The sequence below is a fragment of the Pseudomonas sp. P179 genome, assembly GCF_000478485.2.
Lineage (GTDB): Bacteria > Pseudomonadota > Gammaproteobacteria > Pseudomonadales > Pseudomonadaceae > Pseudomonas > Pseudomonas aeruginosa.
Genome location: NZ_KI517354.1, coordinates 419,389 through 434,025, shown reverse-complemented (window position 1 = coordinate 434,025; position 14,637 = coordinate 419,389). Strand labels below are relative to the sequence as shown.

The following is a 14,637-nucleotide window of genomic DNA, read 5'->3' as shown; positions in this document are numbered from 1 at the left end:
GCGCTGATACGGACCATGCGTAACGCATAAAAGTGTGTCACTTTTAGCGGCGCATCGACGTCGTAGAATGGAGCGGGCGCCGACCGCCAGGTCGGTGCCCGAAGCAACTCGGCACAAGGACTGGCTGACATGATTTCCGTCTATCAACTCAAACCGCGTTTTCAGAATCTTCTTCGTCCCGGCGTGCAGCGCCTCTACCAGCGCGGCATCACTGCCAACCAGGTGACCCTGGCGGCCTGCCTGCTGTCGCTGCTGGTCGGCGCGCTGGTCGCCGGTTTCGCCAGCCATCTCTGGCTGTTCGCCCTCGTTCCGCTGTGGATGTTCCTGCGCATGGCGCTGAACGCGGTGGACGGCATGCTCGCCCGCGAGTTCGGCCAGAAATCCGACCTGGGCGCCTACCTCAACGAACTCACCGACGTGATCGCCGACAGCGGCCTGTACCTGCCGTTCGCCCTGTTGCCGGGAGTCAATCCGCTGTGGGTGGTGCTGGTGGTGCTGCTGGCGGTGATCAGCGAATATGCCGGTGCGCTGGGCACCATGGTCGGCGCTTCGCGCCGCTACGACGGCCCGATGGGCAAGAGCGACCGGGCGCTGTGTTTCGGCGTGATCGGCGCCGGGGTGGCCAGCGGCCTGTTGCCGCTGGCCTGGATCGACTGGCTGATGTTGCTGATCGCGGCCCTGCTGCTGCTGACCATCGGCAACCGTGTGCGCCAGGGCCTGGCCGAGCTGGCCGCGAGTCGGCGGGGCCGCGACGAGCAGGCCTGAGCGGGAATGGGCGAACGCCATGGAGGTGGGCGCCCGCAGGAAGCAACCCCGCCGGGTTCCCGGCCGGGGCAACGACATAGGGACATCACATGCGCGACGTACAGGAACTGCGTTTCACCACCCACGACGGGGTAGAACTCTTCTACCGCCACTGGCCGGCCAGCCGCCCGGCGCCGGACGGCACGCGCCAGGCGGTGCTGCTGTTCCACCGCGGCCATGAGCACTCCGGGCGGATCGCCCACCTGGTCGACGAACTCGACCTGCCGGAACACGACTTCTTCGCCTGGGACGCCCGTGGCCACGGCCTCTCGCCAGGCGCCCGCGGCGACAGCCCGAGCTTCGCCACCAGCGTGCGCGACGTACAGACCTTCGTCGACCATATCCAGGCCGTCCACGGTATCGCCGAAGAGCGGATGGCGGTGGTGGCGCAGAGCGTCGGCGCGGTGCTGGTTTCCACCTGGGCCCACGACTACGCGCCGAAGGTGCGCGCACTGGTGCTGGCTTCGCCGGCGTTCCAGGTCAAGCTCTACGTGCCGTTCGCCCGCAGCGGGCTGAAACTGATGCGCTTGTGGCGCGGCAATTTCTTCGTCAACAGCTATGTCAAGGCACGCTTCCTCAGTCACGACCCGCAGCGGATCGCCTCCTACGACAGCGACCCGCTGATCGCCAAGGCGATCTCGGTGAACATCCTGCTCGGCCTCTACGAAGCTGCCGAGCGGGTGGTAGCGGACGCACAGGCGATCCAGATTCCCACCCAACTGCTGATTTCCGGGGCCGACTTCGTCGTCCATCGTGCGCCGCAGGAGCGCTTCTTCGAGCGTCTCGGCAGCCTGCGCAAGGAAAAGCACATCCTGCCCGGCTTCTTCCACGACACCCTTGGCGAGCGCGATCGTCACCTGGCCGTCGGCCGTGCCCGGCGCTTCCTCCTCGAGGCATTCGCCACGGCACCTGAACGACCGAGCCTGCTCGATGCCGACCGCCTGGGCCATACCTGCGCCGAGGCCGAGGCGCTGGCCGCGCCGTTGCCGAAGAACTCGCCGCGCGATCTCTACTGGCGCGCCACCCGTGCCGGGCTGCGCCTGGGCAGCCTGTGGTCGGACGGGGTCAAGCTGGGCTTCGACACCGGCTTCGATTCCGGCAGCACCCTCGACTATGTCTACCGCAACCAGCCCAGCGGCAGCGGCCCGCTGGGTCGCCTGATCGACCGCAACTACCTGGACTCCATCGGCTGGCGCGGCATCCGCCAGCGCAAGCTGCACGCCGAGGAGCTGCTGCGCCTGGCCATGCAGCGGTTGCGCGAGGAGCAGCGCGAGGTGCGCATCGTCGACATCGCCGCCGGCCACGGCCGCTACATCCTCGAAGCCCTGCAAGGCGTCGAGCCGCTGCCGGAAAGCATCCTCCTGCGCGACTACAGCGAGATCAACGTGCGTGACGGCAGCGCCCTGATCGAAAGCAAGGGCCTCGCCGGCATCGCCCGCTTCGTCAAGGGCGATGCCTTCGATCGCGCCGACCTGGCGGCGCTGCAACCGAAGCCGAGCCTCGGGGTGGTTTCCGGGCTCTACGAGCTGTTCGCCGACAACCGCATGGTCGGCGACTCCCTCGCCGGCCTCGGCGAGGCGCTGGAGGAGGGCGGCTACCTGGTCTACACCGGACAGCCCTGGCACCCGCAGCTGGAACTGATCGCCCGCGCGCTGACCAGCCACCGCCAGGGCCAGGCCTGGGTGATGCGGCGCCGGACCCAGGCGGAAATGGACCAGCTGGTGGCCGCCGCCGGCTTCCGCAAGATCACCCAGCGGGTCGACCAGTGGGGCATCTTCAGCGTATCGCTGGCGCAGAAGGTCGCCCGCTGATGGCGCCGCGCGAGCCGGGGGTACTGAAGCGGGCGGTGCTCTGGCTGCTGTTCCTCGGCCCGTTCTTCTTCGCCAGCTATGGCCTGGCCAACTGGTTGACCAGCCAGCGCGGCGACGTCGGCAGCCTGGCCTTCGACTGGGAACGCGGGATGCCGCTGTGGCCCTGGACCATCCTGCCGTACTGGTCGATCGACCTGCTCTACGGCCTGTCGCTGTTGTTGCCGCGGGACAAGCGCGAGCTGGACACCCACTGCCTGCGCCTGCTCAGCGCCCAGGTGCTGTCGGTGACCTGCTTCCTGCTGTTCCCCCTGCGCTTCACCTTCGAACGGCCGGAACTGGGCGGCGTGTTCGGCTGGCTGTTCGACGTGCTGATGGGGTTCGACAAACCGTACAACCAGGCACCGTCGCTGCACATCGCCCTGCTGGTAGTGCTCTGGGTCTGCTACGCGCGCTACGCCAGCGGCGCCTGGCGCTGGCTGCTGCATGGCTGGTTCGCGCTGATCGGGCTGTCGGTGCTGACCACCTGGCAGCACCATTTCATCGACGTGCCCACCGGCGCGCTGGCCGGTTGGCTGTGCGTCTGGCTGTGGCCGCAGGCGCAGCCCGCGCCGTTCGCCCGCGCCAGTCTGAGCCGCGACCGGCAACGGCGGCGGCTGGCCGCTCGCTACGGCCTCGGCGCGCTGGCCTGCGCCGCCGTCGCCTTTGCCGTCGGCGGTGCGGCGTTGTGGCTGTGCTGGCCGGCGCTGGCGCTGGCGCTGGTGGCGCTGAACTACCTGCTGTTCGGCGCCGCCGGCTTCCAGAAGGGCAGCACTGGCCGCCTGAGCGCCGCCGCGCGCTGGCTGCTGGCGCCATATCTGCTTGCCGCGCGGATCAACGCCTGGCTCTGGACCCGTCGCCGGCCGCAGCCGGACGAGGTGCTGCCGGGCCTCTGGTTGGGGCGCCTGCCGTCGTCCGCGGAACTGGCCGACGGCCGCTTCCGCGCATTGCTCGACGCTACCGCCGAACTTTCCTGCGAGCCGCAGGGGCTGGCCTATCGCAGCCTGCCGTTGCTCGACCTGGTCGCGCCGGACGTCGAGGACTGCCGGCGCGCCGCGGTGCTGATCGACGAACTGCTGGCGCAAGGGCCGCTGCTGGTGGCCTGTGCCCTGGGCTATTCGCGCAGCGCCACGCTGGTCGCCGCCTGGCTGCTGCTCAGCGGCCGCGCGGCGGACGTCGAGTCGGCCGTGGCCGTGTTACGTCGGGCGCGACCGCAAGTGCTGCTGGGCGAGGCCCAGCGGCGGACCCTCGCGGCGCTGAGCGGGAGCGTGCCGGAGCCATCGGCGGAACTGGGCGAGGTGCGCCATGCCTGAGCAAACCCTGGCCCTGGTGGCGGCCCTGCTGCGCCGTGGCCGCGAGCTTGACCGGCTGTCCGCCGCACTGACCCTGCTGGCCATCGGGCTGGGCCTGTACCAGGCCGTGCAGGGCATCGGCTGGCGCTATTTCGCTGCGGCGATGCTGGCGATCGCCCTGCTCGGCCTGTGGCAGAAGTACTGGGCGCTGCGAGTGGCCCTGGACGCCGAACTGTTCGAACGTTTCAGCCACGTCGGCGACAGGCTGGAAGCGCAGACCCAAGACCTGGACCGGGCCCTGGCCGATCTCGGCCTGGCCCGAGCGGACGCCGCAGGGCGCACCTGGCACCAGCGCAGCCGCGGCGCCCTGCGCCTGCTACGCTGGCAGGCGCTGGCCTGTGGCGCCCAGTTCCTGCTGGCCTTGTCGTGCCTGTTGTCGGTCCCTCTATTCAACGCTCAAACCTGAAGAGTCTTCCCATGCTCGAATCAGTCGTCGCCTATGGCATCATCGCCGGCGCCCGCGCCATCACCGGCTTGCGCAGCCTCTGGCTGGGCACCACGCCGATCCCCAAGCAACGCATCTATTACGCCAACCACAGCAGCCATGGCGACTTCGTCCTGCTCTGGGCCTCGCTGCCGCCGGAGGTGCGGCGGCGTACCCGGCCGGTGGCGGGCGCCGACTACTGGAACAAGGCCGGCCTGCGCAGCTACGTGATCAACAAGGTGTTCAACGGCGTGCTGGTCGACCGCCAGCGCAGCGAGGCCAATGCCAATCCGCTCGAACCCCTCGACCGCGCCCTGGACGGCGGCGATTCGCTGATCATCTTCCCCGAGGGCACCCGCAACCTGGACGATGAGGTCAAGCTGTTGCCATTCAAGAGCGGTATCTACCACCTGTCCCTGGCCCACCCGGACGTCGAGCTGGTGCCGGTCTGGCTGGCCAACCTCAACCGGGTCATGCCCAAGGGCCGCATGCTGCCGTTGCCGCTGCTCTGCACCCTGAGCTTCGGCAAGCCGCTGGTCGCCACGGCGGAAGAAGGCAAGGAGGCGTTCCTCGAACGAGCGCGCATGGCCCTGCTGGACCTGGCGCCGGAAGAGGAGGCCTGAGATGAACGAACAGACCTGGATGCTCTTCGGCGGGATCGGCGCGCTGCTGCTGCTCGCCTCGCTGGTCGGCTTCGTCCTCAAGTGGCGCGCCGGTCCCGGCCCGAACGCGGTGATCGACAACCTGAACGCGCGGATCAACGCCTGGTGGGCGATGGTCCTGGTGATCGGTTTCGCCTTCTGGCTTGGCCAGGCGGCGGTAATCCTGCTGTTCTATGGCGTGTCGTTCTACGCCCTGCGCGAGTTCATCACCCTCACCCCGACCCGGCGCAGCGACTACCCGGCGCTGGTGGCGGCGTTCTACTTCGTGCTGCCGATGCAGTACCTGCTGATCTACATCGACTGGTACAGCATGTTCTCGATCTTCATCCCGGTGTACGTGTTCCTGCTGTTGCCGATCCTCGCCTCGCTGGGCGGCGACACCAAGCACTTCCTCGAGCGCGCCTCGAAAGTGCAGTGGGGCCTGATGCTGGCGGTGTTCTGTATCTCCTTCGTGCCGGCGCTGCTGACCCTCGACATCCCCGGCTTCGAGGGGCGCAACCTGCTGCTGATCGCCTACCTGGTGATCGTCGTGCAGCTCTCCGACGTGATGCAGTACATCTGCGGCAAGCTGTTCGGCAAGCGCAAGATCGCTCCCAACCTGTCGCCGTCGAAGACCGTCGAAGGCTTCGTCGGCGGCATCGCCCTGGCCACCGCCATCGGCGCCTCGCTGTGGTGGATCACCCCGTTCAACCTCTGGCAGGCGGCGCTGATCGCGCTGCTGATCAACCTGCTGGGCTTCTTCGGCGGCCTGGTGATGTCGGCGATCAAGCGCGACCGTGGGGTCAAGGACTGGGGGCACATGATCGAAGGCCACGGTGGCATGCTCGACCGCCTGGACTCGGTGTGCTTCGCCGCGCCGATCTTCTTCCACGTGGTGCGCTACTGGTGGACGCCCTGAGGTTCGCCTGGCGCCGAGGGGAGCGGGGCGGTTGCCGATGGCGGCCGCCCCGTCGTCGTTTTCCCGCCGTGTAGGCAGCCAGGAAATTGCGAGCGATAGAGACCCGTAGGGCGGATACCGTCACAGGCGGTATCCGCCGAAACCCCGGATAAGCGGCGGATAACCGCAAGCGGTGATTCGCCCTACAACCAGGCTCCGGCATACGGGGACGTGACTGCAGCTTCACTGTCTCAGAGATTGACTAGGCGCATGCCTTCCTCGCTATAGCGACTGCCGGCGACCGCCTCGGCGGGGAAGATCGCATCCAGCTCGGCCAGTTCCGCCGCGCTCAGGCGCAATTCCGTCGCGGCGACGTTCTCCTCCAGGTAGCGCCGCTGCTTGGTGCCGGGAATCGGGATCAGGTCATCGCCCTGCGCCAGCACCCAGGCCAGCGCCAGTTGCGAGGGTTTCACGCCCTTGGCTGCGGCCAGTTCGCCGACCTTGTCCACCAGCTTCAGGTTCTTCGCGAAGTTCTCGCCCTGGAAGCGCGGGCTGAAACGACGGTAGTCGTCGGCGGCGAAGTCTTCCGGGCGCTTCAGGGTGCCGGTAAGGAAACCTCGGCCCAGCGGGCTGTAGGGGACGAAGGCGATGCCCAGGCGACGGCAGGCGGCGAGCACCCCGGTGTCCTCCGGATCGCGGGTCCACAGCGAGTACTCGCTCTGCAACGCGCTGATCGGGTGCACCCGGTGGGCACGCTCGAGGGTTTCCGCCGAGGCTTCGCTGAGACCGATGTGGCGGATCTTGCCGGCCTTCACCAGGTCGGCGAGGGCGCCGACGCTGTCCTCGATGGGTACCTGCGGGTCCATGCGGTGCTGATAGTACAGGTCCAGGCGGTCGGTACCGAGGCGCTTCAGGCTGCCTTCGATGGCGCGGCGGATGTACGCCGGGCTGCCGTCGACGCCGCGCGCCCGGGGATTGGCAGGGTCGCGGACGATGCCGAACTTGCTGGCCAGGAACACCTGCTCGCGTTTGCCGCGCAGGGCCTCGCCGAGCAGTTCCTCGTTACTGTGCGGGCCGTACATGTCGGCGGTATCGAAGAAGTTCAGCCCGAGTTCCACGGCGCGATGCAGGGTGGCGATGGCCTCCTGGCGGTCGCCGCCGGTGGTGTAGAAGTCGGTCATGCCCATGCAGCCGAGGCCGATGGCGGAGACGGAAGGGCCGTTGTGGCCGAGTTGACGGGTTTTCATGTGTCGAGCCTCGCGGGAGGGAAGGAAAACGTCGTCATTCTTCGCTCTGCATTGGTCTGGATAAAGCCCATAATTACGGTTTTACCATTCGTATTTTCCAAATAATCGAGGGTGTCCGATGGATCGTTTCCAGGCCATGCAGGCCTTCACCCGCATCGTCGAGCTGGGCGCCTTCGGCAAGGCCGCGGACAGCCTGGAGCTGCCGCGCGCCAGCGTGACCCAGGCGATCCAGCAACTGGAGGCGCACCTTGGCGTGCAGTTGCTGCAGCGCACCACCCGCCAGGTCAGCCTGACCCTCGACGGGCAGGCCTACTACGAGCGTTGCGTGCGCCTGCTGGCGGACCTGGAGGAGGCGGAAAGCTGCTTTCCACGCGTCCTGAACAACCCGCGCGGGCGCTTGCGGGTCGACCTGCCGGGCGCACTGGGGCGGATGCGGGTGATTCCGTTCCTGCCGGAGTTCTGCGAGCGCTACCCGGAACTGGAGCTGCAGTTGAGCAGCAACGATCGCCTGGTCGACCTGCTGCGCGAGGGTGCGGACTGCGTGCTGCGGGTCGGCGAGCTGCACGATTCCAGCCTGGTCGGCCGGCACCTGGCCGACCTGCCGCAGGTGACCTGCGCCAGCGCCGCCTACCTGGAGCGTCATGGCCATCCGCGGCAGCTCGCCGAGCTCGGCGGGCACCTCGCGGTGAACTACCAGTCGCCTTCCAGCGGGCGTACCTTCGACTTCGAGTTCAGCGTCGACGGGCGCCTGCGCACGTTGCCGATGCGCAGCCGGGTCAGCGTCAACAACGCCGATGCCTACGTCGCCGCCTGCCGGGCCGGGCTCGGGCTGATCCAGGCGCCGCACTATCACGTCGCCGCCGGCCTGGCCGACGGTAGCCTCCGACAAGTGCTCGGAGAATGGTTGCCGCCATCGCTGCCGCTGCATGCCGTGTATCCCTCGCAGCGCCAGTTGTCGCCGCGGGTGAGGGTGTTCGTCGACTGGCTGGTGGAACTGTTCGGTCGCCAGGCGGCCGGCGAGACGCAATGAGACGCAGGCTTTCCGGGCGAAGATTTTTCTCGATTTCGCCGAGAGAACCTCGTTAGGATCGGCAGCCTTGGCCTGTCGAGCAGGGATGTTCGTCCGAGTTCCGGATGCCCGCTGCCGCCAGGCCGCATTCATTCGAACAAGAATAAGGATCGCTGATGGAAAGCTTGCAGAAGTGGGTGGTCGACCTGAACGGCGTGGTCTGGGGGCCGTTGATGCTGGTGCTGATTCTCGGCACCGGCCTGTACCTGATGCTGGGGTTGAAGTTCATGCCCCTGGTGCGCCTGGGAGTCGGCTTTCGCCTGCTCTGGCAGGGGCGTAGCAAGGATGACGAGAGCAGCGGCGAGATCAGCCCGTTCCAGGCGCTGATGACCTGCCTGGCGGCCACCGCAGGTACCGGCAACATCGCCGGGGTGGCCACGGCGATCTTCCTTGGCGGCCCGGGCGCGCTGTTCTGGATGTGGTGCACCGCGCTGGTGGGAATGGCCACCAAGTTCTCCGAAGTGGTGCTGGCGGTGCACTACCGCGAGAAGGATGAGCGCAACGAACACGTCGGCGGTCCGATGTATGCCATCAAGAACGGTCTGGGCAAGCGCTGGGCCTGGCTCGGCGCGGCCTTCGCGCTGTTCGGCGGGCTCGCCGGCTTCGGTATCGGCAACATGGTCCAGGTCAACAGCATGGCCGATGCCCTGGAGGTTTCCTTCGGCGTGCCCGACTGGGTCACCGGGGTCGCCACCATGCTCGTCACCGGGCTGGTGATCCTTGGTGGCATCCGCCGTATCGGCAAGGTCGCCGAAGCCCTGGTGCCCTTCATGTGCGTCGGTTACATCGTCGCCTCGGTGATCGTCCTGGTGGTCCATGCCGAGGCGATTCCCGGCGCGTTCCAACTGATCTTCACCCACGCCTTCACGCCGATCGCCGCCACCGGCGGCTTCGCCGGCGCAGCGGTGATGGCGGCAATCCGTTTCGGTGTCGCACGCGGGATCTTCTCCAACGAGGCCGGCCTCGGCACCGCCGGCATCGCCCAGGCCGCCGGCACGACCCATAGCGCGGTGCGTTCGGGCCTGATCGGTATGCTCGGCACCTTCATCGATACCCTGATCATCTGCAGCCTGACCGGCCTGGCGATCATCACCTCGGGCGTCTGGACCAGCGGCGCCAGCGGCGCGGCGCTGTCCTCGGCGGCGTTCGAGGCGGCGATGCCGGGCGTCGGCCACTACATCCTGTCGCTGGCCCTGGTGGTGTTCGCCTATACCACCATCCTCGGCTGGAGCTACTACGGCGAGCGCTGCTGGGAGTACCTGGCGGGCACCCGGGCGATCCTGCCGTTCCGGATCGTCTGGACCCTGGCGATTCCGTTCGGCGCCATGACCCAGCTGGACTTCGCCTGGCTGGTGGCGGATACCCTCAACGCGCTGATGGCGATTCCCAACCTGATCGCCTTGCTGCTGCTGAGTCCGGTGGTGTTCCGCCTGACCCGGGAGTATTTCGCCAAGGCCAGGAGTTGAGCCTCGGGGGACGGCGACGCTCAAACCCGAGGTTTTCGCTCGGGTAAAGCGTGCTAGCATCGTCGCCGGCCCCGAATGCTTCCGCCGCCGGCCACAGGGCCGGCGGCTTCTCACTGACTAGAAGGATCAACGCAATGGCTCAAGTGACTCTCAAGGGCAACCCGGTCAACGTCGATGGCCAGCTCCCGCAGAAAGGCGCCCAGGCTCCGGCCTTCAGCCTGGTCGGCGGCGACCTCGCCGACGTGACCCTGGAAAACTTCGCCGGCAAGCGCAAGGTGCTGAACATCTTCCCCAGCGTCGACACCCCGACCTGCGCCACCTCGGTGCGCAAGTTCAACGTCGAGGCCGGCAAGCTGGCCAGCACCGTGGTGCTGTGCATCTCCGCCGACCTGCCGTTCGCGCAGAAGCGCTTCTGCGGCGCCGAAGGCCTGGAGAACGTAGTCAACCTGTCGACCCTGCGCGGTCGCGAGTTCCTCGAGAACTATGGCGTGGCCATCGCCAGCGGCCCGCTGGCCGGCCTGGCCGCGCGCGCCGTGGTGGTGCTCGACGAGCAGAACAAGGTGCTGCACAGCGAACTGGTCGGCGAAATCGCCGACGAGCCGAACTACGCGGCGGCCCTGGCGGCTCTCTGAGCCCCACGGCCAACCCGCTTCGTCCCATGACCGTCAGCCAGGCTGGCTGGTAACGGGCGAACCCGAATCCCTTGGCTGCTCGCCTCGGGCCATGAGCAGGGCGGATAATCGCAGCGCGGTCATCCGCCCTGCGTCGCAGAGACGCAGCGCTAGCGCATGGCGACCTGGTGGCGCCGGCTGACGCTGGCGAAGGCGCTCCGGAACGCCTGCATCTCTTCCTCGCTGCCTACCGTCACGCGGACCCAGTTGGGCCAGGAGGCCCACGGGCGGCCGACGTGCACCCGCTGTTTCTCCAGTTCGGCGATGACCAGCTCGGCGGGACGGCGCATATCCACCATGAAACAGTTGGACTGTGAGGCGGTGCAGCGGAAGCCCTGCTGGCGCAGCCAGGCGATGGTGCGCTCGCGGACCTCTGCGTTCTGCTGCTTGCGCCGTGGCACCAGGTCGTCGTCACGCAGGCTTTCCAGCCCGGCGTGGGCGGTTGGCGAGGGCACCACGTTGTGGCCGCCGAAGCGCTCCAGCCGCGCCAGCAGCTGCGGATGCCCGATGGCCAGGCCGAGCCGGGCGCCGGCCATCCCGTAGAGTTTCGAGAAGGTACGCAGGACCAGCACATCCTGGCGCTGGACGGCCAGGCCAACGACGCTGGGTGCGTCGGAAAAATGGATATACGCCTCGTCGACCAGCACCACGCTGCGCTCGGGCTTGCGTTCGATCGCCCTGACGATCCGCTGGTGCGGGGTGAGGGTGCCGGTCGGGTTGTTCGGGTTGCAGATATAGATCAGCCCGGCGTCGCGTTGCGCGGCGGCGAGCATGCGCTCGATGTCGTGGGCCGCCTCGGCGTCCAGCGGCACGGCAGCGACCTTCGCCCCCTGGGCCTGGGCGGCGCCAACCACGGAGTCGTAGGAGGGATCGGCGATGACCAGGCCGCGCTCCTTGCCGGTGAACGCCGCGACGGCGTATTGCAGCGGCTGGCGCGAGCCGCAGTAGGCGTGCACGCATTCGGCGGGGATGCCGTTCTGCTTGGCGAACAGGCCGACCAGGGCGTCCTGCGCGTCGTAGTCGTAGCGACCGCAGAGCGCGGCCGCCCGCTGCATGGCGGCCCTGGCCTTGGCGGAGGGGCCGTAGGGGCTTTCGTTGAAATCCAGGAAGGTCTCTTGCGGCTTGCCGGCGGCGCTTGTCGCGCCGCTCCCGGCGAAGGCTCGCGGGCTCAGCAGGATGCTGCTGGAGGCCAGGGCGGTCAGGGTCACGAACGAACGACGACTCAAAGCGGGCATAGCTTCACCTCCGTGTACCGAATGGGATATGCGTGCGGTGGGTTCCTCTCGGGCGTGTGTCACCAGAGTGGATAACGAGGAGGGAGTCGGTCCGTTTATGGTGGCGTGATAATGGCGCCGGAATATCGGCGGTCGTTCTTCGGATTGCGCACGCGGCGCTCCCGGGCGGCGAACCGCCGGGGAGCGCCGTGTGGATTCAGAGCGTGAGGGTGAAGCGCCCGGTCAGCGCGCCCGGCAGGTGCATCGAGTCGGTCTGGCGTTCGCCGTAGGTATTGCTGGACAGGCGCAGTTCGCGCTCGTGGCTGAGGTCTTCCAGATGGGCGCCGAGGAAGCTGTACAGGCTGTCGTCGAAGCGCATGGTGCTGACCGGCGCCCGGATCTGGCCGTTCTCCACCCAGAAGGTGGCGAAGCGGGTCATTCCGGTCAGGCGTGCGGCGGGCATGTCCGAGTAGTTCAGGTACCACAGGTTGCCGATGTACAGGCCGGTATCCAGGGCCTCGAGGATACGCGCCTGTTCCAGGCTGCCGCCGGCCATGTCCAGCGCCGTGGGCGCCTCGTTGGCGCCGGCGCCATTGGCTACCAGGCCGTATTCGCGGGCGCTGCGCGAACTCACCAGGCGTCCGCTCAGGCGGCCGTTGCCGACCAGTTCGACCTCGGCGCGCGGCGAGCCTTCCGCGCTGAATGCCGGGGAGGGCGAGGTGGCAGGGCGCTCGGCGAGGTTCAGCAGCGGGCTGAGCAGGGCGTCGCCGTTCTGCAGGCGTTGCAGGGGGCTTTCGCCGGTAGCCAGGGCGCGCGCGGAGAAACCGCCCCAGCAGAGCATCTGCATGACTTCCTCGAGCGCCGCCGGCGCCAGGTAGGCGCGATAGTCGCCGGGGCGCAACTGGCGCAGCGGCTTGCCCAGGTGGCCGAGCTGCTCCCGGGCCTGTTCGAAGCGCCGGGCGAAGGCTTCGTCGTCCCAGCGCTGGCCGGCGTAGTCGGCCTTCACCGCCTGGCCGTTGCCATGGAACAGGCTCCAGTCGAAGTTGAAGCTGCTGCCGGCATGCCAGCCGAAGGCGCCCCAGGAGTTGGCGAAGCCACGGAACAGCGGTCCGGCGGCATAGATGCCGACCAGGTCGAGGTCGCGCGCCCGGCGTTCGAGGCTGGCCAGCAGCGCGCCGCTGTCGGGCGCTGCGCCGAGGTCCTGGTTCTCTCGCTGCCAGGCCGAGGTGTCGAGCAGCAGATAGGGATCGGCGGGAATCCAGGCCAGGCTCTGGCGCAGTTGCCGAAGGCCTTCGGCCAGACGCTGGCGGTCTTCTTCCGGCGCGCCGGAGAGCGTCAGGTCGAGGCTCGCCTGGCGTTCGTCGCGAATCAGCCGGAGCAGCGCGCTGGCCTGGCGCACCCGGCCGGCCTGGCGGACCCGCGCCCGGTTGAAGCGGATGAACTCGGAGTCCTCGGCGCTGTACCAGAGGGTGAAGTCCTCGCCCTCGGCCAGATGCCGGCGCAGGTCCTCGGCGAGGGCTTCGAAATGCTGTCTCTGGTGCATCAGGTATCTCCCCCGAATACGTCCACATCGCTGAATACGCAGGCCGGCGAGGCGTGGCCGACACGGATCACCTGGTTCGGCTCGCCCTTGCCGCAGTAGGGCGTGCCGAGCACCTCGAAGGTGCCGGCGTCGCCCACCGCGCTGAGGTTGCGCCAGAACTGCGCGGAGATGCCCCGGTAGTTGGGGTTCTTCACCACGCCCTTGAGTTCGCCGTCCTCGATCAACTGGCCCCATTCGCAGCCGAACTGGAACTTGTTGCGTGCGTCGTCGATCGACCAGGAGCGGTTGTAGGACATCAGCACCCCGCGCTCGATACCGGCCACCAGCTGCGCGAAGCTCTTGTCGCCGGGCTCCAGGTTGAGATTGGCCATGCGGTCGATGGGCGCGCGGTTCCAACTGCTGGCGCGGCTGTTGGCGACGCCCTCCAGGCCGCTGCGGTGTTGCGACAGGGCGCCGCCGAGCGGACGCAGCAGGCGGCCTTCGCGGATCAGGTATTCCTTGCGCGCGGGGCTGCCGTCGTCGTCCTGGCGGTAGCTGGCCAGCTCCTCGGGGATTTCCGGGTCGAAGCTGACGTTGAGCAGGCTGGAGCCGTACTGGTAGCGACCGAAGTCCTCGGTCTTGATGAAGCTGGTACCGGCGTAGTTGCGCTCGTCGCCGAGGATGCGATCCAGCTCCAGCGGGTGGCCGATCGACTCGTGGATCTGCAGGATCATCTGGTCCGGCATCAGCAGCAGGTCGCAGCGGCCGCTCGGGGTGTTCGGCGCCGCCAGCAGTTGCAGGGCCTGGTCGGCGATGCGCGGCGCGGCGCCGACCAGGCCGAGGCGCTCGATCACTTCGGCGCCGCCCTGCTGGCCGGCATGGTGGCCGCCGAAACTGCGGGTCTGGCTGTCATGGCCGTCGTAGGCGGTGACGCTGGCGCCGGGATAGACGAAGCGCTGCTCGTGGTATTGCTCGGCGCCGGCGCTGTTCAGGTAGAGCTGTTCCTGGCGGCTGACTTCGAGGAATACGCTCCAGTTCACCAGGCGCTCGTCGCGCGGCACCTTGGCGGACTCCTCGGCGAGCAGTTCGTAGCACTCGGCGAGGGAGGGGAAAGGGGCGTCCTGGTTCGGCGAGCGATACTGCGAGCGGCCGCTTGCCGGCGGCAATCCGCGGACGTCGAACAGGGCGTGCCGGGCGATCCGCTCGGCTTGCCGTTCGGCCTGCTCCAGGGCGGCCTGCAGGCCGGCCGCGGAGAGATCGTTGGTGGCGGCGTAGGCTTCCACGCCGTTCAGCCGTACGCAGAGCATGGCGCCGCGGTCCTGGCTGAAGTGCGGCGGTTCGCTGACGTTGCGGCGCACCGAGAGGTACTCGCCGCTACGCTGGACGTAGCGCAAGGAGTGGAATTCGGCGCGACTGCGGAGCGCCGCGAAGCGGTGTTTCAACGGGTCGATCATCTGTGCGTCCCTGGCCGATTGCGGAGTG

General features: G+C 68.1%; 13 protein-coding genes. 9 read left to right on the top strand and 4 right to left on the bottom strand.

Going from position 1 to position 14,637, the window contains the following annotated elements:
• Positions 1-129: 129 nt before the first annotated feature.
• From HMPREF1224_RS14560 to HMPREF1224_RS14535, 6 genes are all read left to right on the top strand, one after another.
• The gene (locus HMPREF1224_RS14560; RefSeq protein ID WP_003139074.1) at positions 130-765 is read left to right on the top strand and encodes a CDP-alcohol phosphatidyltransferase family protein; all 636 of its coding nucleotides are present in this window, start codon (positions 130-132) and stop codon (positions 763-765) included.
• A gap of 89 nt (positions 766-854) precedes the next feature.
• Entirely contained in the window at positions 855-2,615 is a 1,761-nt protein-coding gene (locus HMPREF1224_RS14555) for a bifunctional alpha/beta hydrolase/class I SAM-dependent methyltransferase (RefSeq protein WP_010793069.1), read from the top strand.
• On the top strand, positions 2,615-3,964 hold the full coding sequence (locus HMPREF1224_RS14550; RefSeq protein ID WP_010793068.1) for a phosphatase PAP2/dual specificity phosphatase family protein: 1,350 nt from the start codon (positions 2,615-2,617) through the stop codon (positions 3,962-3,964). Before HMPREF1224_RS14555 ends, HMPREF1224_RS14550 begins: the two co-directional genes overlap by 1 nt.
• On the top strand, positions 3,957-4,409 hold the full coding sequence (locus HMPREF1224_RS14545; protein WP_010793067.1) for a hypothetical protein: 453 nt from the start codon (positions 3,957-3,959) through the stop codon (positions 4,407-4,409). The genes HMPREF1224_RS14550 and HMPREF1224_RS14545 overlap by 8 nt, the downstream gene beginning before the upstream one ends.
• 11 nt (positions 4,410-4,420) lie before the next feature.
• Positions 4,421-5,050, top strand: coding sequence for a lysophospholipid acyltransferase family protein (locus HMPREF1224_RS14540; RefSeq protein WP_003113327.1), 630 nt, complete (start codon positions 4,421-4,423; stop codon positions 5,048-5,050).
• A 1-nt stretch (position 5,051) separates the two neighbouring features.
• Positions 5,052-5,987: a phosphatidate cytidylyltransferase gene (locus tag HMPREF1224_RS14535; RefSeq protein WP_003089962.1), complete on the top strand. Its 936-nt coding sequence runs from the start codon at positions 5,052-5,054 to the stop codon at positions 5,985-5,987.
• 230 nt (positions 5,988-6,217) lie between these two features.
• Here the strand turns inward: HMPREF1224_RS14535 and HMPREF1224_RS14530 are convergent, their stop codons facing one another.
• Positions 6,218-7,213 (bottom strand): aldo/keto reductase, encoded by a 996-nt coding sequence (locus HMPREF1224_RS14530; protein WP_003113326.1) that lies wholly within the window; start codon positions 7,211-7,213, stop codon positions 6,218-6,220.
• Positions 7,214-7,331: 118 nt separating this feature from the next.
• Here HMPREF1224_RS14530 and HMPREF1224_RS14525 point away from each other — a divergent pair, with 118 nt between their 5' ends.
• The 3 genes from HMPREF1224_RS14525 to tpx all read left to right on the top strand — a co-directional run bounded on the left by HMPREF1224_RS14525 (position 7,332) and on the right by tpx (position 10,380).
• Positions 7,332-8,243: a LysR family transcriptional regulator gene (locus tag HMPREF1224_RS14525; protein WP_003120066.1), complete on the top strand. Its 912-nt coding sequence runs from the start codon at positions 7,332-7,334 to the stop codon at positions 8,241-8,243.
• A 155-nt stretch (positions 8,244-8,398) separates the two neighbouring features.
• Entirely contained in the window at positions 8,399-9,748 is a 1,350-nt protein-coding gene (locus HMPREF1224_RS14520; protein ID WP_010793066.1) for an alanine/glycine:cation symporter family protein, read from the top strand.
• 134 nt (positions 9,749-9,882) lie between these two features.
• Positions 9,883-10,380, top strand: a complete 498-nt coding sequence (gene tpx, locus HMPREF1224_RS14515) for a thiol peroxidase (protein WP_010793065.1) — start codon at positions 9,883-9,885, stop codon at positions 10,378-10,380.
• Between the two features lie 149 nt (positions 10,381-10,529).
• Here tpx and HMPREF1224_RS14510 read toward each other — a convergent pair whose 3' ends face one another.
• The 3 genes from HMPREF1224_RS14510 to HMPREF1224_RS14500 form a co-directional block, all read right to left on the bottom strand.
• On the bottom strand, positions 10,530-11,654 hold the full coding sequence (locus HMPREF1224_RS14510) for a pyoverdine biosynthesis transaminase PtaA (RefSeq protein ID WP_010793064.1): 1,125 nt from the start codon (positions 11,652-11,654) through the stop codon (positions 10,530-10,532).
• A 196-nt stretch (positions 11,655-11,850) separates the two neighbouring features.
• Positions 11,851-13,176 (bottom strand): TldD/PmbA family protein, encoded by a 1,326-nt coding sequence (locus tag HMPREF1224_RS14505; RefSeq protein ID WP_003113322.1) that lies wholly within the window; start codon positions 13,174-13,176, stop codon positions 11,851-11,853.
• Positions 13,176-14,609 carry a TldD/PmbA family protein gene (locus HMPREF1224_RS14500; RefSeq protein WP_003113321.1) on the bottom strand — a complete coding sequence of 478 codons (1,434 nt, stop codon included), beginning with the start codon at positions 14,607-14,609 and terminating at the stop codon, positions 13,176-13,178. Before HMPREF1224_RS14500 ends, HMPREF1224_RS14505 begins: the two co-directional genes overlap by 1 nt.
• Positions 14,610-14,637 lie beyond the last annotated feature (28 nt).